The following is a 17,754-nucleotide window of genomic DNA, read 5'->3' as shown; positions in this document are numbered from 1 at the left end:
CAGTGACTTCACCGCATTGGCCGATGAGTGCCGACAGCTGGGGTAATCAGGAGGATCACTAAAAAGGTTCTCGCACGTGGCGCTTCATAGACCACGGTCCTGCCATTACTCCGGTTTGTGGCTTTTGGGAACGGAACTCGTCGAAATTGGCATCGATGCGGCGAGATTTCGTTCGTGAGGTACCGCACAACGCACATTCAGGCGTCGCGTCGTCTAGCGCGCGGCTCTCATGGTGACGCAGGCGCCTTTTCTGCTATCTTGTATCGGGGGAGGCAAGTTGGACACCGCGGAAGATAAAGATGAGGCGGCCGAGCAGCCCGCAAAGGTGAAAGCCGTCGCGGCCACGATCCTTGGTGAATTCTTCGACGTCCTGGAGAAGGAAGAAGGCTTCGGCGAAGTAGCACCGAGGCTCCGTAAGGTCATTCTGGAAGACGGCGTCTTTGCCGAGCCCTCGATCCGCGCTGTTCTGTTTCCGGACGTGTCATGATCCGGATTGACAAGATACACATCAAGGAATTTCGCGGCATCCGGGAGCTGACCCTTGAACTCAAGGGCCAGAACTTCGCCGCTTGCGGCCCAAATGGGACCGGCAAGAGTGGCATCGTCGACGCGATCGAATTCGTCTTGACGGGCAATATCTCGCGCCTGGCCGGTGCCGGTACTGGCGGCCTTTCCGTCAAGGCGCATGGCCCGCACGTCGACAGCCGCAACAAGCCCGAGGCGGCCTCGGTCACGCTCGACGTCACCATTCCTTCCCTGGGCAAGAAGAAGGCCCAGATCCGGCGTACCGTGAAATCGGCAAGCGCACCTAAGATCAAGCCTGCCGACAAAGACATCATCGCTGCGTTCGAGAGTGTCAACCTCCACCCCGAATTCGTTCTCTCGCGCCGCGAGCTGATCCGCTATGTCCTCTCCGAACCCGGCCAACGATCCAAAGAGGTTCAATCGCTGCTTCGCCTCGACGATATCGAGAAGCTCCGAGGCGTACTGCAGAAGATCGCCAATGCCTACACCAAGGACCTCCCGGGTCTGGAGCGCGCCGAGAAGGACGCGATCACCAATCTCCTAGCTGCGCTCGACGCCGCACAGCTCTCTAAGAAATCCGTCCTTGACGCAGTCAATCCACGACGGGAGCTACTCGGGCTAGCACCGCTGACCGACCTGGACGCCAACACGTCAGTCAAGGATGGGCTCACGACCACAACTGCCAGCGCGCCGAGACGCGTACCAAAAGTTCAGGCGGCGGCCGATCTCATGACATTGCGGGAAGCGCTCCGGGCGCTCCAGGCAGAATCGTTCAAACAGGCATGCTCGACCGCCGACGCCAACGCCGTCGAGCTCGGAAAGGACGCCGACAGCCTCAACGGCCTGTCTCGCGAGGCTCTTCTGAAGTCGGCGCTGGAGCTCTACGACGGCGCTGCCTGCCCAGTCTGCGACACGCCGTTCGAGCCCGAAGCGTTCACAGGTCACCTGGCCGAAAAGCTTGCTCACCTCGACGACGTGAGCAAGCGCCGCGCGGCACTTGAGGCCGAGCTGAAGCCAATCCTCGACGTCTTCCATGCCGCGGGCACTGCGCTGAACACCATGATCGATCACGCCGGCATGTTCGCGCCGAAGGTCGACGCCACGGTGCTCACCGAATTCAGGACCACTCTTCGAGGGCGATACCAGCAGTTGCAGAAGCTCCTGCCACTTGACGATACACGCGCGATCCTCGCGGCGGCCCACACTGTCCCGGACATGCAGCCGTCGCTTGCGATGCTCGAGGCGGCGATCGCTGCAGTCCCGGAGCCAAACAAGCAGGATGCAGCACGCGACTTCCTTGTCCTCGCACAAGAGCGGCTTGAAACCTATCGCGCGGCGCGGCTGAAGTTCGTGGCTGGTAAGGCCCGCGCGGATCGCGCCACGAAAATGTTCACCACCTACGGCACCGTGACGACGACCGCGCTTGGAAAAATCTACAAGGACGTCGAGACAGCGTTCGCCAGCTACTATCGAAAGATCAACGAGGAAGATGAGAAGGCGTTCACAGCGAAGCTGATGCCCTCGATAGGCAAACTCGGCTTCGACGTAGACTTTTATGGTCGTGGCCATTTTCCACCGGGCGCATACCACAGCGAGGGCCATCAGGACGGCATGGGGCTCTGCCTCTACCTCGCGCTCATGAACCATCTACTCGGAGCGAATTTCACCTTCGCGGTCCTCGACGACGTCTTGATGTCCGTAGACGCCGGCCACCGGCGTCAAGTCTGCACGCTCCTCAAGGAGATGTTCCCGACCACGCAATTCATTTTCACAACGCATGACGAAATCTGGCTGCGCCACATGAAGTCAGAAGGCCTCATCAAGGGTCGCAACTTCGCCCATTTCCGGACCTGGACCGTGGATTTCGGTCCGACCGAGTGGGAAGATCGCGACGTCTGGGCCGAACTGGAAGGTTATCTCGCTAAGAACGACGTGCGCGCCGCTGCGGCTCTGCTCCGCCACTATCTCGAGTATTTCGCTAAAGAGGCGTGCGACCGCCTGCGCGCCACTGTTGAGTTTCGGGGCGATGCTCAATTCATGCTCGGCGATCTGCTGCCAAACGCGACCAGCTCGCTGGGCGAGCTGCTGAAGAAGGCCAAGGCCGCCGCCAACTCCTGGAGTCAAAAGGAAGTCGTTGAGCGGATCAGCGCTATCGAGGCCGCCTTCGGAGAGGCTAAGACCAAGACGGGTTACGAGAATTGGCAGATCAACACGGCCATTCATTTCAACGAATGGGCGGACCTCAAGAAAGAAGACTTCACACCCGTTGTGGCGGCATTCCGCACGTTCACGGGCGCGTTCGCCTGCGGCAACTGTAACGAGATGTATTTCGTGGCTCCTGACCGCGGCAAGAAGGAAGCGCTGCGATGCGGATGTGGCACTCTTAACCTCAATCTCCTGCAGAAGGGCGCGTAGCTGCGTCCGCGCATTGGCATCGTCATTTCCGCTACGCCGTTGGCTTGGGCTGCCATTGGCCGCCTTCCGGGGCCATCTTTTTAGAGCCGGGGCTCCACGAGCAGGCTGGTACCGCCTTCCCGCTTCGAGCGGAAGTGCCACGGATTGTCTTTTGTCCGTCACTAATTAATGACAACTTGACATAAATAGGTTTCCCATATAGCGTCGGTAATATGCTCCCTGCGGTCCAGCTATGACCTACGATGAGTTCCAGCGGCACGTGGGCAAGGCCGGCCTGACACTGAAGGACTTTGCAAAGCTCGTCCGCATGAACCGCGTGTCGATCTCCAATCTCGCCAAGAAGGGGAAGTGCCGTCACATCTGGCAGTGATCGCCTGCCTTATGGGCGAAATGGCCGAGCGGGGTATCGATTTTCGGCCACTGCTGGCGGCGATCGAAATCGAGCCCAAAAAGCCCCGCGGCGCGGCCTCTAAAGGGCATTTTGGCGGCTCCAAGCAGGCCGATCTCTTTGCAGGCCGAGAACAGCGCGCTGCTTCGAAAACGCTTGGCGATCAGAATGGAACATAATAAGAACATTTGCAGTAGCAAACCTGCCCAGGGACGTGTGCATGAGCTGGAACGCCAAAAATGCGCAAGAAGGCCGCCAAGCGAGCGTTCCCATCGCCGCCCCTTTCTTGTCCGTCGTTGATCTCTTCAGCGGAGCTGGTGGGCTCTCCGAAGGTTTTCGTCAAGCAGGCTTCGCTATCTTGGCAGGAAGCGACAACGATCCGGATGCGCTCGCGACCTTCGCCGCCAATTTCCCGGAGGCACGAGCAATCCATGGCGATATCCGCCGTCCTGCCGTGAGAGAGCAGATTTTGGACTTCGCTCATCGCGCAACCGTGCTCGTGGGCGGACCGCCTTGCCAAGCGTTCTCGCAAGTCCGCAACCACACTCGGATGATCGACGATCCTCGGAATGCGCTTTACCGTGAATTTGTAGACACGCTCCGTGCAGCCCTGCCGCCAGCCTTTGTCATGGAGAATGTGACGGGTATGGATCAGATGGGGGTTCGGGAGCAGATCCTGGCCGATCTCACGCTCGACGGTGAATATGACGTGCGCGCACAAGTCGTGGATGCAGCCGACTTCGGGGTGCCACAGACGCGCAAGCGGTTATTGTTCCTAGGCGTGCGTCAGGGACTCGGAATAGCTGCCCCTGTCCTCCACGGGTCTGGCGCAACTGACTCTGTTGTTCTCGCCCGTTTCACCGGCAAGCGCCGGCCACGCTACCAGCTGGTTATTCAGCAAAATCTGCTGAGTATGCGCCTCGCTGAAGCCTTGGCAGACAGCGAGAATTTGACGGCTGTTACCGCAGCACAGGCAATTTCGGACCTCGCCTCACTTCCGGTTGGAAACCGGCAGGACGAAGTAGACTGGGCAAGTCTACCCGAACCAGCTAGCGCCTATCAGCGGATGATGCGTGCGAGCCCGCGCGAAAAGGCGATGAACGTCCAGGTGCCAAGACTTAACAAGGATACCGAGTTGCGGCTCCGGGGGATCCCCCAAGGCGGCAACCATCGCGATCTGCACGAGGAGCTTCTCGGCCGCTACCTCACAGGACAACGCTGGGGTCAAGACAACGGCAGCGGCAAGCTGTCGCGGAAGCATTTTTATGCTTACCGCCGTCTCCATCCAGCTCTCTGGGCATGGACGCTGAACACCAAAGCCGACTGCGTCTATCATTATGAAGTGACCCGAGCCCTTTCGGTACGCGAACTGGCACGGTTGCAGTCTTTTCCGGATCACTTCGTGTTCACGACTGATCCCCGGCGCGGTATGCTTGAAGGGCGCCACGACGGTGGACCTGCCCACTCACGCTACCGGCAGGTTGGCAACGCAGTACCGCCACTTCTTGCAAAAAGTGTAGCGCGGAGCCTGCTTGATGCGCTTAATGCCTCTCGTGAACCTGAAGAGATTCGCCTGAAGGCAGGATAAGCGGATGGAAGAGGAGGAAATCCTCCGAACAGAAGAGAGCGCCACAGCCGAAAAGGAAGCGGTCGACCGGGCCTTTGGTGCGGAGAACCGGAACCGGTTAATTAACCGCTATTTCGATACGTCAGCGTTAGATGGCATTAGCCCTGCCAGTGCATGGCAGCATGTCTATCGGTTGCTCTTATGGTCTGACCCAACCACCGGTCTCGCGCATTGCTACGAGAGCGATAAGTCCCAACCCGGCAAACCTTGGTATGCGCGTTCGCTTGCCTTTCACGATTGGGTGTGCCGTGGTTTAAGTGTCAGCCCCAGCAGCTTGGCGCATGAAATCGATTGGCTGTTTATACAGGCCTGCTCTGATTTAGCGGAAGCCATGCTGCGGCGGGAGGCACGTTTGACTGAGGTTGCGGCCGAACAGCGCCGACCCTACGGTGAGCGCGGATTTCCAGAGCCTGGGACCGATCCCGAACTAGCCGAAATCATTAAGAACACGCTCCAATCCTATCTGACCAGAGAGCCGCCCGAAGAGATCTGGCATGCAGTGACGCAGAAGGTTCGGCAGTTTCTTGCTGTTCAAAATAAGCGCAAGAATCTGGTCGGCGAAGGTTTTGAAGATGTGCTGGCTCAGGTAGTCCGGCGGGCGTGCGGAGTCGACGAAACTTCTGTCCAGACTCGGAGGCTGCTTTATGAAATTCCGGGGTTTAATCGCGCCCGCCAAGGTGGGAAGGAAAACAAGGTTGATCTCGCAATCGTGCGGCCGGCCATGCGTACGCTTGTGACCGCGAAATGGAGTGTTCGCGCTGATCGGGAGAAACAATTTCCGACTGAGTATGACGAGTATATCAATGCTGAATCAGAGAATCGCAAGTTCCAATATGTCTTTGTAACGAACGAATTCGACCCGGCACGCCTCATGCGCGCGTGCGAAACCTTGTTCCGGAATAACTTGATGTTTGACCACGTCGTGCACATCAACACCGACGCGGTCCGCGCTACTTATGGCGATCTAACGCAGACACGTGACAGTGCCGCAAACTCGCGCCGCCGCGTGATCGAACATATTGAGCGGGGCCGGCTGATTAGCCTAGAACAATGGCTTAATGGCTTGCGTTAATGAGAGCGGCGAACAGGCGCTGGGCGTGATAGCTCATGGATAAGCTCACCCCCAACCGGCGGAGCGCGAACATGCGCGCGATCCGTTCGAAAGACACTAGGCCCGAGCTGGTCGTACGAAAAACATTGAGAAACCTCGGCTTCACTGGATATCGGCTCCACCGCAGAGACTTGCCCGGACGGCCCGATATCGCGTTCATCGGCAGAAGAAAGGCGATCTTTGTCCACGGATGCTTTTGGCATGGGCAGACTGTCGGGAGGGCAGCCGCCGGCCACGGTCACGCCAGGATTATTGGTTACCGAAAATTTCGGGCAATCAGACTCGAGACGCCGAACACCGTGCTGCGTTGGCCGATGCTGGCTGGGAGGTTCTGGTTATCTGGGACTGCGAAACCAACAATGATGATCTCGCGAACCGCATTTCGGCATTCCTAGCACTGAATAGGAATCACGCATGATCTTGTGGTGGCTGTAGTGCAAGGCTGATCTTCGACCGAAGGTTGAAGAACGACGTCAGCCATGCGCAGCCTTCCCCACGCTGCGCGCAAGCCAGGTCGGAAGTTGCGGCGCGGCAGCGACCAGCTCGTTGAAGGCGGTTCGCGGAAGCTTCCGCTTCAACTTCTGCAGGGCGTCCTCCGCCTTCTCCGGCCCAAGCCAGGCCAACGCGCGCACCGCCTCGCCAGCAGGCCGATCCGCCATGGCGAGCTGCCAGCGTGGAGCGTGACGAAGCTCAACCACCTGCTTGCCAAGGCTCATTTTCCGGCTGCGTCCGGACGTCAGATACACCGACCGAACCGGCACCTGCGTCGTGAGACCGAGGGCGTTTGCCGCAGCTGCCCCGCTCGGAACGATGACTTCACCGCGCTGGCGGGCGAGCGCTTCGACGGTCTGCTGCACAGACGGAGCCCTCGTGCCGAACCGGCTCGTGACTGGGAGGAGATAAACCCCGCGCCCCGCCCGGATCAGTTGACCGCGTTCGGCCAAGCGCGACAAAGCTTGATCTACCGCGGCGCGATTACCGAGGTGAAGCAAGCTCTTGGCCGCGACCGGGGTGCCTTCTGGCAGCCCCTTCGCGTGCGAAAGAATCTGTTCCGTCAACCGTTGCATGGCATCCTGCTGTCAGAAATATGCGCAATTTTCTGACATTTTACAAGGAGCTGTGCCGACCCTCGGCTGAGGGAGGAAGCCTTGCCCTGCACTCGATCCTTGCGGCCTTGACAGGCCCCTTCTGCGAGGCCCGGCTGCCCCGCGAGAGTAAGAGTGCGGCCCGGGTTTCCGTGACGGGTTGAGGCTGGGAGAGAGGCTTCTGGCGCCCGTCATGGAGATGACCCATGACCCAGGTGGAAATTCTGGACGCCGATCGCGACGGACGGCAGGGCTACAAGGTGGATGTCAATCGCGGCCAGCGGATCGGCCGCGTGTCGTCGGAATGGTTCTCGCGGCCGGCAGATGAGCGCTATCTGTCGCTGTCGGAGCTATTCGCGGCCGTGCGCACCCGGACTGAGCGCAGCCGCACTCGTACGGTAGAGAGTGCGGCAATCCGAGTGGAGGCGTGCCGGGACGACGCCGAACGGCTGATGCTGATGCTGTCCGGCTCTGACGTGCCCGTCGCGCCGACACATTGGAGCTTCGGCCAGCTCGCGGGCTTGGCCGGAGCACCGGCAGCCTATCTGCGTCAGCTCCCGGCGCCGCTTGCCGGCATCAATCTGCAATATGGCCTCACCTCGCATCGCGCTGAACAGGTGAAGACGCTGGAGATCGAGGACGGGCGCGTCGAACTGCGGGCGGTCACGGGCCCTGACTACGGGCGCATCTTCGATCACGAACTGGTCACAGCCGTGCAGCGCATCGCCGGCAACGGCACGGGCGATACCCGCTGGAAGGTGCCGGGCGTGCTCGACTGGTCGACAGGAATCTACAACCCGCGCGTCGACATCACCCGGGACACAACGACGCTCTACGCTTCGGATCGGGACGTTTTCCTCTTCCTGGTTGACGACCTCAATCCCATCGAGGCGGGCCGGCTAGCGGATGGCTCGCCGGACCTTTATTTCCGCGGCTTCTATTGCTGGAATTCCGAGGTCGGCGCCAAGACGCTCGGTATGGCGAGCTTCTATCTCCGCTCCGTATGCCAGAACCGCAATCTCTGGGGCGTCGAAGATTTCGAGGAGATCACCATCCGCCATTCGAAGTACGCGGCCTCGCGCTTCGCGCATGAGGCGGCGCCGGCGTTGACCCGCTTCGCGAACTCCTCGCCCCTGCCCTTCGTCAACGGCATCAAGGCGGCGCGCGAGAAGATCGTCGCTCGCAGCGATGACGCCCGCAGCGAATTCCTTCGCAAGCGCGGCTTCTCCAAAAGCGAGACCGCCAAGATTATCGAGACGGTACTGGCCGAGGAAGGCCGCAAGCCCGAAAGCGTCTTCGATTTCGTGCAGGGTATCACTGCCGTCGCGCGCGACAAGACGCATCAGGATGCGCGGCTCGACATGGAGGCACGGGCGAAGAAGCTGCTCGATCGTGCAGCCTGAATTCCGGAAAGCCGGAGATGCGGATCACCGTATCTCCGGCTCGGCGGCTTTCCGCCTTTCCTGAACGTCGGTTCTGCGGCGCCGTCCTCCAGAGTGAGAGGGCGGCGCTGCGCTTCGTGACGGGTTGGAGGCCGAGAGAGGCTTTCGGCCGCCCGTCGCGGAGTACATCCCGATGGCTACTGCTGCCAAGAAGATCACCCTGTCGCCCTCGCGCGACATTCCTTTCAACAAGCTCGTGCTCAGTCACTCGAACGTCCGGCGTGTCAAGGCCGGCGTCTCGATCGAGGAATTGGCCGAGGACATCGCTCGTCGTGGTCTGCTTCAGGGCCTCAGCGTCCGGCCTGTCATCGACGAGGCGGGCACCGAGACCGGCATGTTCGAGATCCCGGCCGGCGGCCGGCGCTATCGGGCGCTCGAATTGCTCGTGAAGCAGAAGCGCCTGGCAAAGACCGCGCCCGTGCCCTGCGTCGTGCGCGAGGGCGGCATTGCCGAGGAGGATTCGCTCGCCGAGAACGTCCAGCGTGCGCCGCTACATCCCCTCGATCAGTTCCGCGCCTTCCTCGCGCTCAAGGAGAAGGGCCAGTCCCAGGAAGAGATCGCCGCCGCCTTCTTCGTGTCGGTGAACGTCGTCAAGCAGCGGCTCAAACTCGCTTCGGTGTCGCCGAAACTGCTCGATGTCTATGCCGAGGACGGCATGACGCTCGACCAGCTCATGGCCTTCACGGTCTCGGGGGACCACGAGCGCCAGGAGCAGGTGTTCGAGCGCCTGCAGCACTCCTACGACAAGCAGCCCTATGTCATCCGCCGCATGCTGACCGAGGGCGCCGTGCGCGCGTCGGACAAGCGCGCGCAGTTCATCGGCGTCGACGCCTATGTCGAGGCCGGCGGCACGGTGCTGCGCGATCTCTTCCAGGGTGACGACGGCGGCTGGTTGCACGACGTCGCACTGGTCGATCTGATGGTCGCCGAGAAGCTTAAGGAAGAAGCGGCAACGATCGAGGCCGAGGGCTGGAAATGGATCGAGGTCGCGCCGGACTTCGCCTACGGCCACAGCTTTGGCCTGCGCCAGCTCCGCGGTGAGCCCGTGCCGTTGATGCCCGAGGAGGAAGCGGCGCGCGATGCTCTGCAAGCAGAGTTCGATCGCTTGTCGGACGAATACCAGGACGCCGACGAGCTGTCCGACGCGGTCGATGAGCGTCTCGGCGAACTCGAGACCGCGCTCGAAGCGTTCGAGTCGCGACCGCTCGCCTTCGATCCGGTCGAGGTTGCTCGTGCCGGCGGCTTCGTCAGCATCGCCCATGACGGCCGTCTCCGCGTCGAGCGAGGCTTTATCCGTCCGGAGGACGAACTTCTTGCAGAACCGGAAACCGGTCCGGCCGACGAGCAGGATGGGCGTGCGGTCGTGGCCCGCTACGAGAGCGAGAACGCCACGATCGTTGAACCGGATGCGCCCGCCGCTGAATTCGAGGAGGATGATGAGCTGGCGCCGATCTCGGATCGGCTGATGACGGAGCTGACGGCACACCGGACGCTCGGCCTGCGCCAGGCGCTCGGCGCGCAGCCCGATGTCGCGTTCCTTACGGCGCTCCACGCCCTGACTCTCAAGGTCTTCTATCACTACGGCTCTGATAGCTGCCTCGAACTGGACCTGAAGAGCGTCAGCTTTGGCACGCAAGCCCCGGGACTGAACGACAGCGCTGCGGCCGAGGCCATCCGCACGCGGCACGAAAGTTGGGCGAAGGCGTTGCCGAAGGACTCTACGCACCTCTGGGATGCGCTCGAGGCATGGGACGGCGACAGCCGGTCATCGCTTTTCGCCCACGTCGTCAGCCTGTCGGTCAACGCGGTGCACGAGGCTTGGAACCGCCGGCCGCGCGCACTCGCCCACGCCGACCGGCTGGCGCAAGCTGTCTCTCTCGATATGGCGGTGGCTGGCTGGCGGCCCACCGTCGACGCCTTCCTCGGCCGTGTCACCAAGGCCCGCATCCTCCAGGCTGTCGCCGAGGCCAAGGGGCAGCGTGCCGCCGATCGCATCGCACACCTCAAGAAGGGCGATATGGCCGCAGAGGCGGAAACGCTGCTGGCCGACACCGGCTGGTTGCCTGAACCGCTGCGCACGCCAGGCGGCGCATCGGCCGAGGTGTCTGCCAGCGGCGAGGCCGAAGCAGGCATCGAGGAATCGGCGGCGGACGGCGGCACAACGGCCATGGTCGATGAGGAGCCTTCGGCGGAGAATAAGCTCGCCGACGACGCTCCCCACGCGATCGCGGCGGAATAACCCGTCAACGACTTGCGAGACTGGCCCGCCGGCGACGGCGGGCCTTTTTGCATGAAGGAAGCCATCATGGCGGAGAGCCCGCATGATCTGGCGCGTCGTTTGGCCGATCGAGCTGAGGCAGTCTGCCGACGCTACCTCTCAAACGGTCGCCGCCAGGGCAATTACTGGCTGGTGGGCGACGTGCGCAACACGCCCGGCCGCTCCACGTACGTGCGGCTCAACGACTCAGCTAAGGGCCCGGCCGGGAAATGGGCCGATGCCGCCACCGGCGAGCATGGCGATCTCCTCGACGTTATCCGGGAGAGCTACAGACTCGTCGACTTCAAGGACGTCGTTGACGAGGCGCATACCTTCCTCACCATGCCGCCGCCTGAGCCTATGCCAGCATCTGAGCACCAAACGTCGGCGCCGCGTGGTTCAACAGAGGCGGCCCGCCGTCTCATCCGAATGTCGCAGCCGATTACAGGCACAATCGTGGAAGCGTATCTCCGCGAACGCGGCATTACGGATTTACGCGGAACCGGAAGCCTGCATTTCCACCCGCGCTGCTACTATCGCCCTGACGAGCATTCGCCGACCGAGACATGGCCAGCGATGATCGCTGCAGTGACCGACCTCTACGGTAAGATCACCGGGGCGCATCGCACCTGGCTCGATCCTCGCCGTCGCGATAAGGCGCCGATCGACACACCGCGACGGGCGATGGGCGATCTTCTCGGCAACGCGGTCCGCTTCGGCGTCGGCGGCGAGGTCATGGCGGCCGGCGAAGGCATCGAGACCGTTCTGTCTCTCCGCCAAGTCCTGCCCGACATGCCGATGCTGGCGGCGCTCTCGGCGGCCCATCTCGCCGCCATCCTGTTCCCCGATACGCTGCGGCGCCTCTACATCGCCTGCGACAACGACCCGGCCGGTAACGGCGCGCGCGACAGCCTGATCGAACGGGCGAACGCGGCGGGCATCGAGGCGATCGTCATTTCGCCGGAGCTAGGCGACTTCAACGAGGATCTCCGCACCCTGGGCTTAGACGCGCTGCGGATGGAAGCCCGGTTGCAGGTCGCACCGCAGGATGTTGCCCGCTTCATGGCGTTGGCAGCATAGCGGCACGAGAACGGGAGTGCGGGACGCCGCAGTGCTCGGCGGATGCATCAATCCATCGGAGGGGGACCGCGCCTCGGCCTTCGAGAGGGCGATCGGCCCACAAGCCGGCCAGCCGGGCAATGGCGGCGGCCGACTATTTTCCGGCGGCGCGTGCCGCGCCTTTCCATCGCGAGACAAAATAGCCGGCCTTAGCCATCGAGCCCTGCGCTTGCGCTCGGGGTGCCCAGCCGTCCGGCCCGTGGGCTTCGTCGCCATGAAAGCCGCGACGGTCGCGGTCCAACCGGGGCATCCCATGCGCCAGCACGACGACTACGACGCTACCCAAGAATCCTCGCCGACCGACTATGTCCTCAACGAACTCCAGCTCCACGGCTACCGACCCTTCTCCGACGAACCCGACCAGCGGCCTCTGCCCGATGGCAACCACGTCGCAGGCGCCGTCGCCGACATCTTCGACGCGCTGATCGGCACCCTGGAAGACACACGTCTCGAACCCGACCTCGACGATCTCCTCTGGTCGACCGTCAACGTCTTCCACCGCGCCACCGACCGGATCGGCCGGGAACTGGACGACAACGAGCAGGCCCAGAAGCGGGCGCAGCGGGAACAGGACGGTAGCGAGGTGAAGTCGGTCGAACTGGAGCGCCTGATTGCCGAGGGCATGACGCTGATCGAGCGCCAGAACGCCTTCGAACTGATGCGCGACCAGGCCGCCGAACACTACGAACGCCACGTCGGCAAAGCTTGGCTTCCGCGCAGCGGATCGAAGGTCAACCATCGCAATCTGACCTCGGCGATGATCGACAGCCGCGATTTCCTGATGGCGAAGAAGCGCGCCGACCAGGAGGTGCTCCTGCCACCGGGCCCGAAGATCGTTGTCACCGGCGGGCTCGACTACAACGACCACCGGCTGATCTGGGCCAAGCTCGACCATGTCCACGAGAGGCATCCCGACATGGTGCTGATCCACGGCAAATCGCCCAAGGGCGCCGAGAAGATCGCCTCGCTCTGGGCCAGGAATCGCAACGTCCCGCAGATCGGCTTCGGACCAGACTGGACGAAGCACGGCCGAGCAGCCCCCTTCAAGCGCAACGACGAGATCCTGGAGATCGTGCCCAAGGGCGTGATGCACTTCCCGGGCACCGGCATTCACGACAACCTCGCCGACAAGGCCAAAAAGCTCGGTATCCCCGTCTGGAAGTTCGGCGGCGCGTAAGCGCCGCCTCTATCTTCAGGTGTCTCATATGGGGTGGCAAGCTGCCCGACCGCTTCTGGGCGCCCAAGCCGGGAAAGCGGCCGTTCAGCAGGCTACTGTACTTCGACCGCAATGCGCCCCCCTTTCTGGCCGTTCGACTGCCGCTTGCGGCGTCCCGAAAGCCGACATTGCTCACGGCGTAGCCAAGCGCAAGCCGATTACTTCGGCGTATGTTCGAATCCCACCCGGTCCGCCACTTACCCTCGCGAAAGGCGTCTCCCGATCCGGCTATGGCCAGATTTTTCAGTTGTTTTCGAGGGTTATGCGGGAAAGCCTATTCACCGGCCTCGGCGCCAGGAGGCACGGAAGCGTTCTCTCGGAGCCGATATTCTCCGGACCTATTGCCTGCGCCCTTTTGGTGAATTCCTTACAAGCAGCAGAAACTAAGGCGTCTTTCATTTGGTGTTGCTGAGCATTTCGATGTCAGCGGCGTTTGCCAGAAGGAACTGAGAGCGAACGTGTCTCTATTCGGCTCAAAGTCAGCCTTGGACGCCATTCGTCGAATCCTGGTCCGCCTCCCAGTCGGCGTAGGTGCGTCCATCGGGGAGCTTCCAAAGAATGCGCCCGTTGGCGCTTGCTCCGATGATGGTCGCCGCTGCAGCGGAGGCAGAGGTGAAACTGTAGTCGCTGGAAAACACCAGGAAATCGCCTTCCTCTCGAAGCACGCCCTTTTTCTAGGAGGATGTTTCGGATCGCGGTCGTGCCTCTAGGTATCGTTCGAGTCGTTCGGACCCTCGCCTTCGATCCGCCCTTGACGACGAAGTCCCCTGATGTTCCGAGGCATCGCCGTCACGATCTACGCTCGTCTCGACGACTGGAAGCGGGGGCGGCGGTGATCGGTGGGCTCCTCACCGGGATCGCTGCCATTCCGTGGGTGCGGGCGGCGCTGCGCTACGGCGCCATCGTCCTTGCCGTGCTCCTGTTCCTGCTTTCGCTTCGGCGGTCCGGCGAGCGAGCGGGACGCCTCGCCGAACGCCTTGAAACCACGGAGAAGGCCAATGACGTCCAACGTCGGATGCTGGAAGCGGCGGCTCGCCGTCCTCGCGATCGCAACGAGCTTTCTCAGCGGCTGCGCGGCGGTGAGTTCTGACGGGCGCGCCGTCAGAACATGTCCGCCTCTGGTCGATTATAGCTCGGAGTTCCAAGTGCGAGCGGCCGAGGAGTTGCCCCTACTACCAGAGGGGTCGGCTATCGCGGAGATGCTGGCGGACTATTCCGTGATACGGGAGCAGATACGGGCGTGCACTTAGTAAACCGAGAGATATAGTTATCTTGATGTTGACCCTACTAAACCTTTAGCCCCGCCCATCTGACCATGACACTCCCGGCCAGCATGCTCACTCCAATCGCGAGAAGGAGGGGGCCGGCGAACTCGTTGGCGACAATGCCCGATGCCGAAGAAACCGACAGCAGCATCAGGCTGAATTCTCCTCCGTGGGCCAGGATGATCCCAGTGCGCCATGAGGTCTGAAAGGACTCCCCGAATATTCGGGCGACGACCAAAACGATCAGCGTCTTGCCCGCGAATATGATCGCGAGCCAGATCAGCACGACAGGCCATGCAGATGGAATAATCCATAGTGGCAATTGCGTTCCGATGCCGACAAAGAAAATCCCGACAAACAAATCGCGGAAGGGCCGAATCTCGTTCTCGACAGCATGGTGCGCGTCACCCTCGCCGATAATCATGCCGGCGGCGAATGCGGCGAGTGCCGGAGAAAGACCGGCGAAGGCCGCGACAATCGCAGACCCTAGTGCAATCGTGAGCGCGAGGAGCTGGGCAAGCTCCGGATCGCCAAGCGACGCTACCCAACGGGCAAGCACCTGCAAAGGGCCACGGGCAATGAACAGAGCTGCAACCAATGCCATTGCACTGGCGACGACCGTTATCACGCCATACCCTTCGGCGGCTCCACTCATCGAATCGTGCAGAAGCAGGAATGCGACAGCTGCCAAGTCTTGAAACAGAAGCACTGCAATGGCCAGACGTCCTTGGGCCGATCCCAGAGCGTTCGCGCTTGCGAGCACCTTGAGGCACATGGCCGTGGATGACATGGCAACGGCCCCGCCGATGAGGATTGCGGGGACGGGCGCGAGATCGAAGATCAGACTCGCTACCAACGACACCGTTATCGTCGTGACTGCAACCTGCACGGCTCCAAGACCGAAGACATGCTTCCTGAGCGTTACGAGCTTCTCGAACGAGAATTCCAGGCCAAGAGCGAACAGCAGGAGTACCACTCCGATCTCGCCAATGCTGCTCAGGGCAGCGCTCTCCGCAATCAGGCCGAGGCCGGCAGGTCCGATGACTATGCCGGCAAGAATGTAACCGACAATGCTGGGCACGCCGATCCGTGAACATATCGTTACGAGCACGAACGCGGCAGAGACCAACAAGGCCGCACTTTCGACAAATCCGGTCACGCCATGCATGTTCTTCTCCTGATGGCATGGCGCAGGTAAGGCCAATACCTGTAAACTCTAGACGTGCGAGCGCGCCCACTGCGCTATCTGCGCGGCAGGCATTGCACCGCTCGTTCTCGCAATTTCCTTCCCGCTACTGAACAGGATCATGGTGGGAATGCCGCGGATCTCGTGGCGGCCGGCGATCTTCTGTTCGGCTTCCGTATCGAGCTTACCAAGGCGGAAATTTGGTTCGAGCGACTGCGCCGCCGCCTCGAATTGGGGCGCCATCATCTTGCATGGCCCGCACCACTCGGCCCAGAAATCGACCAGCAATGGCAGTTCGGCATTCGCATGACGGTCAAAATTAGCCGCTGTAAGCGTGACGGGCCTGCCTTGAAAGAGAGGCGCGCCGCAGCGTCCGCAATTGGGATTATCGGTCAGGCGCTCTTGCGGCACCCTGTTGGTGGAATTGCACTGCGGGCAAGCGACCGTGGGCATCCTGTATCCTTTCGTTGACGAGCCGGTCTTGGCGGCCGGCTGATGCAAGCATTCAGCGCGTGGATATGGCGCGGCGCGCCTCTCGCTGCCGCGGCTCTGGCAGGTATTCCACGCCACCGCCCTGGCGCCGAACCGGCTGCAGATAGAGCGTCATCAGCTCCAGTATTTCCTTGGGCATGTCCGTTCCAACGGGCAGGCCCATGTCGCGGGCCTCATCGGCAGAGATGGGATAGTCGTGGGTCCAGGTGCCCGTCGCCAGCAGTGCCGCCACGGACGCCGCGCGGTTCTCGTCCATCTTGTGGGACAGCAGACGTTTCGCGAATGCTTCGATCTGCGCAATGGCCTTGCGACCGACATCGGCCATGATCAGGGTCTGGTCGTCGATCTCGGCGATGGGTTTCTCCTCGACGACCTTGATGAGCGAGGCAGCGGGCAACTGGCCAAGTTGCGGATCGACGGGTCCCAGCACGGAGTGTTCACACATCACGATCTCGTCGGCAGCGAGTGCGATCAGCGTGCCACCGGACATCGCGTAATGTGGCACGAACACTGTGACCTTGCCCTTGTGTCCCTGAATGGCGCGGGCAATCTGTGTTGCCGCCAGCACAAGGCCGCCCGGTGTGTGCAGCACGATGTCGAGCGGCACTTCGTCGTCGGTCATCTGGATCGCGCGCAGGACTTCCTCCGAGTCATTGACGTCGATGTAGCGCATCAGGGGGAAACCAAGCAGGTTCATAGTCTCCTGCCGATGAATCAGCAGAATGACGCGACTGCCGCGCTTCTTCTCGATGTTGGCTATCTTACGTGTGCGCATCGCCTCAAGATATCGGCGCTGCAGAACCGGCTGCAGCGCCGAAATGATGAAGAACAGCCAGAACAGCTGCATTATGTCCATGGACCTTGTCCTCCTTCCCGTCGGCCATCCGGCAGAAAGCCATAGATGCCCTCGTCGCGATAATAGTGGCGATAGGCATCGGCGCGCCTTCGCAGGAGTGGCGTTACAAGCCAACCGGCGAGAAACCCGCCGATATGCGCCCACCAGGCGATCCCGCCCGTGGCCTGATCGCTGCCGAGCGACAGAAAGCCGGGAATGACCTGCATGAAAAACCAGATCATCGCGAAAATGACCGCGCGCACTTCGAAGAAGAGGGGAATGAACAGAATCGGCACGATCACCACCAGCCGAGCCGCCGGAAACATGCGTGCGTAGCAACCGATCACGCCCGCGATCGCCCCCGATGCGCCAAGCGCGGGAACGACTGAGTCGGGGTTCGCCAGCGCGTGAGCCAGTCCGGCTGCCACACCACAGAACAGATAGAACAGCGTGAATCTACCCGGTCCAAGCCGATCTTCGACGGCGGGGCCGAAGATCCAGAGCGTCCACATGTTCAATATGAGGTGCAGCCAGCCCCCGTGCAGGAAGATATTGGTCAGGAACGGGGTCCAGTCCGACGGGGCGACGAGGCTTAGCTGTCCGAAGAAGCGCGAGGGCACCAGCGCGAACTCGAACAGGAACCGGTCCAGCACGCGCGGCGGCAGGCTGGTCTGATAGAGAAACGCGAGAACGTTTACGCCGATGACCGCCCATACCATGACGGGCGGGTAGCGGCGCGCGACGCTGTCAAGATAGGGAAACAAGCGGCAGATCCTCGCTCGCGCTAGACA

At 61.7% G+C, this 17,754-nt stretch carries 18 protein-coding genes; 12 read left to right on the top strand and 6 right to left on the bottom strand.

Annotated elements, in window-relative coordinates; genetic code table 11:
• Positions 1–277: 277 nt before the first annotated feature.
• The 7 genes from AL346_RS15565 (at position 278) to AL346_RS24735 (ending at position 6,461) form a co-directional block, all read left to right on the top strand.
• Positions 278–487 (top strand): hypothetical protein, encoded by a 210-nt coding sequence (locus tag AL346_RS15565; protein ID WP_156332769.1) that lies wholly within the window; start codon positions 278–280, stop codon positions 485–487.
• On the top strand, positions 484–2,940 hold the full coding sequence (locus AL346_RS15560; RefSeq protein ID WP_019404591.1) for an ATP-binding protein: 2,457 nt from the start codon (positions 484–486) through the stop codon (positions 2,938–2,940). Before AL346_RS15565 ends, AL346_RS15560 begins: the two co-directional genes overlap by 4 nt.
• A gap of 232 nt (positions 2,941–3,172) precedes the next feature.
• Positions 3,173–3,310 carry a hypothetical protein gene (locus tag AL346_RS25410; RefSeq protein ID WP_210168020.1) on the top strand — a complete coding sequence of 46 codons (138 nt, stop codon included), beginning with the start codon at positions 3,173–3,175 and terminating at the stop codon, positions 3,308–3,310.
• Positions 3,289–3,507 carry a hypothetical protein gene (locus AL346_RS25490; RefSeq protein WP_210168019.1) on the top strand — a complete coding sequence of 73 codons (219 nt, stop codon included), beginning with the start codon at positions 3,289–3,291 and terminating at the stop codon, positions 3,505–3,507. Before AL346_RS25410 ends, AL346_RS25490 begins: the two co-directional genes overlap by 22 nt.
• A 41-nt stretch (positions 3,508–3,548) precedes the next feature.
• Positions 3,549–4,916, top strand: coding sequence for a DNA cytosine methyltransferase (locus AL346_RS24745; RefSeq protein WP_082312534.1), 1,368 nt, complete (start codon positions 3,549–3,551; stop codon positions 4,914–4,916).
• 4 nt (positions 4,917–4,920) lie between these two features.
• Complete coding sequence (locus tag AL346_RS24740; protein WP_082312533.1) at positions 4,921–6,027, top strand: hypothetical protein; 1,107 nt, start codon at positions 4,921–4,923, stop codon at positions 6,025–6,027.
• Positions 6,028–6,062: 35 nt separating this feature from the next.
• Entirely contained in the window at positions 6,063–6,461 is a 399-nt protein-coding gene (locus AL346_RS24735; RefSeq protein WP_371259730.1) for a hypothetical protein, read from the top strand.
• Positions 6,462–6,539: 78 nt separating this feature from the next.
• Here AL346_RS24735 and AL346_RS15545 read toward each other — a convergent pair whose 3' ends face one another.
• Positions 6,540–7,133, bottom strand: a complete 594-nt coding sequence (locus AL346_RS15545; RefSeq protein WP_019404595.1) for a DUF6088 family protein — start codon at positions 7,131–7,133, stop codon at positions 6,540–6,542.
• Positions 7,134–7,357: 224 nt separating this feature from the next.
• Between AL346_RS15545 and AL346_RS15540 the strand changes: the two genes are divergently transcribed.
• From AL346_RS15540 to AL346_RS15525, 4 genes are all read left to right on the top strand, one after another.
• A complete protein-coding gene (locus AL346_RS15540) occupies positions 7,358–8,554 on the top strand; it encodes a hypothetical protein (RefSeq protein ID WP_019404596.1) in 1,197 nt (398 codons plus the stop codon).
• Positions 8,555–8,726: 172 nt separating this feature from the next.
• Positions 8,727–10,832, top strand: a complete 2,106-nt coding sequence (locus tag AL346_RS15535; protein ID WP_019404597.1) for a ParB/RepB/Spo0J family partition protein — start codon at positions 8,727–8,729, stop codon at positions 10,830–10,832.
• 51 nt (positions 10,833–10,883) lie between these two features.
• Positions 10,884–11,930, top strand: coding sequence for a toprim domain-containing protein (locus tag AL346_RS15530; protein ID WP_245258967.1), 1,047 nt, complete (start codon positions 10,884–10,886; stop codon positions 11,928–11,930).
• 292 nt (positions 11,931–12,222) lie between these two features.
• Positions 12,223–13,146, top strand: a complete 924-nt coding sequence (locus tag AL346_RS15525) for a DUF2493 domain-containing protein (protein ID WP_019404600.1) — start codon at positions 12,223–12,225, stop codon at positions 13,144–13,146.
• Between the two features lie 518 nt (positions 13,147–13,664).
• Here the strand turns inward: AL346_RS15525 and AL346_RS25405 are convergent.
• Entirely contained in the window at positions 13,665–13,850 is a 186-nt protein-coding gene (locus AL346_RS25405) for a DUF4357 domain-containing protein (RefSeq protein WP_197286570.1), read from the bottom strand.
• Between the two features lie 86 nt (positions 13,851–13,936).
• Here AL346_RS25405 and AL346_RS15520 point away from each other — a divergent pair, with 86 nt between their 5' ends.
• Complete coding sequence (locus AL346_RS15520; RefSeq protein ID WP_245258968.1) at positions 13,937–14,275, top strand: hypothetical protein; 339 nt, start codon at positions 13,937–13,939, stop codon at positions 14,273–14,275.
• A gap of 197 nt (positions 14,276–14,472) precedes the next feature.
• Here AL346_RS15520 and AL346_RS15515 read toward each other — a convergent pair whose 3' ends face one another.
• Genes AL346_RS15515 through AL346_RS15500 form a run of 4 tightly spaced genes read right to left on the bottom strand, consistent with a single transcriptional unit; the run spans position 14,473 to position 17,727 of the window.
• Entirely contained in the window at positions 14,473–15,618 is a 1,146-nt protein-coding gene (locus tag AL346_RS15515) for a cation:proton antiporter (RefSeq protein WP_019404602.1), read from the bottom strand.
• 48 nt (positions 15,619–15,666) lie between these two features.
• The gene (trxC, locus tag AL346_RS15510; RefSeq protein WP_026015560.1) at positions 15,667–16,089 is read right to left on the bottom strand and encodes a thioredoxin TrxC; all 423 of its coding nucleotides are present in this window, start codon (positions 16,087–16,089) and stop codon (positions 15,667–15,669) included.
• 52 nt (positions 16,090–16,141) lie between these two features.
• Positions 16,142–16,975 carry an ATP-dependent Clp protease proteolytic subunit gene (locus AL346_RS15505; RefSeq protein ID WP_019404604.1) on the bottom strand — a complete coding sequence of 278 codons (834 nt, stop codon included), beginning with the start codon at positions 16,973–16,975 and terminating at the stop codon, positions 16,142–16,144.
• Positions 16,975–17,727 carry a rhomboid family intramembrane serine protease gene (locus AL346_RS15500; protein ID WP_013651414.1) on the bottom strand — a complete coding sequence of 251 codons (753 nt, stop codon included), beginning with the start codon at positions 17,725–17,727 and terminating at the stop codon, positions 16,975–16,977. The genes AL346_RS15505 and AL346_RS15500 overlap by 1 nt, the downstream gene beginning before the upstream one ends.
• Positions 17,728–17,754: the final 27 nt, after the last annotated feature.

The sequence above is a fragment of the Chelatococcus sp. CO-6 genome (assembly GCF_001271345.1).
Taxonomy (GTDB): Bacteria; Pseudomonadota; Alphaproteobacteria; order Rhizobiales; family Beijerinckiaceae; genus Chelatococcus_A; species Chelatococcus_A caeni.
Note: the sequence above shows the minus strand (reverse complement) of the source record. Positions and strands in the feature narration are given on the sequence as shown.

Coding starts and splice junctions, on each gene's coding strand:
- AL346_RS15560 (WP_019404591.1), top strand. CDS start 484: ATGATCCGGATTGACAAGATACACATCAAGGAATTTCGCGGCATCCGG.
- AL346_RS25410 (WP_210168020.1), top strand. CDS start 3,173: ATGACCTACGATGAGTTCCAGCGGCACGTGGGCAAGGCCGGCCTGACA.
- AL346_RS24745 (WP_082312534.1), top strand. CDS start 3,549: ATGAGCTGGAACGCCAAAAATGCGCAAGAAGGCCGCCAAGCGAGCGTT.
- AL346_RS24740 (WP_082312533.1), top strand. CDS start 4,921: ATGGAAGAGGAGGAAATCCTCCGAACAGAAGAGAGCGCCACAGCCGAA.
- AL346_RS24735 (WP_371259730.1), top strand. CDS start 6,063: ATGGATAAGCTCACCCCCAACCGGCGGAGCGCGAACATGCGCGCGATC.
- AL346_RS15545 (WP_019404595.1), bottom strand. CDS start 7,133: ATGCAACGGTTGACGGAACAGATTCTTTCGCACGCGAAGGGGCTGCCA.
- AL346_RS15540 (WP_019404596.1), top strand. CDS start 7,358: ATGACCCAGGTGGAAATTCTGGACGCCGATCGCGACGGACGGCAGGGC.
- AL346_RS15535 (WP_019404597.1), top strand. CDS start 8,727: ATGGCTACTGCTGCCAAGAAGATCACCCTGTCGCCCTCGCGCGACATT.
- AL346_RS15530 (WP_245258967.1), top strand. CDS start 10,884: ATGAAGGAAGCCATCATGGCGGAGAGCCCGCATGATCTGGCGCGTCGT.
- AL346_RS15525 (WP_019404600.1), top strand. CDS start 12,223: ATGCGCCAGCACGACGACTACGACGCTACCCAAGAATCCTCGCCGACC.
- AL346_RS15515 (WP_019404602.1), bottom strand. CDS start 15,618: ATGCATGGCGTGACCGGATTTGTCGAAAGTGCGGCCTTGTTGGTCTCT.
- trxC (WP_026015560.1), bottom strand. CDS start 16,089: ATGCCCACGGTCGCTTGCCCGCAGTGCAATTCCACCAACAGGGTGCCG.
- AL346_RS15505 (WP_019404604.1), bottom strand. CDS start 16,975: ATGCAGCTGTTCTGGCTGTTCTTCATCATTTCGGCGCTGCAGCCGGTT.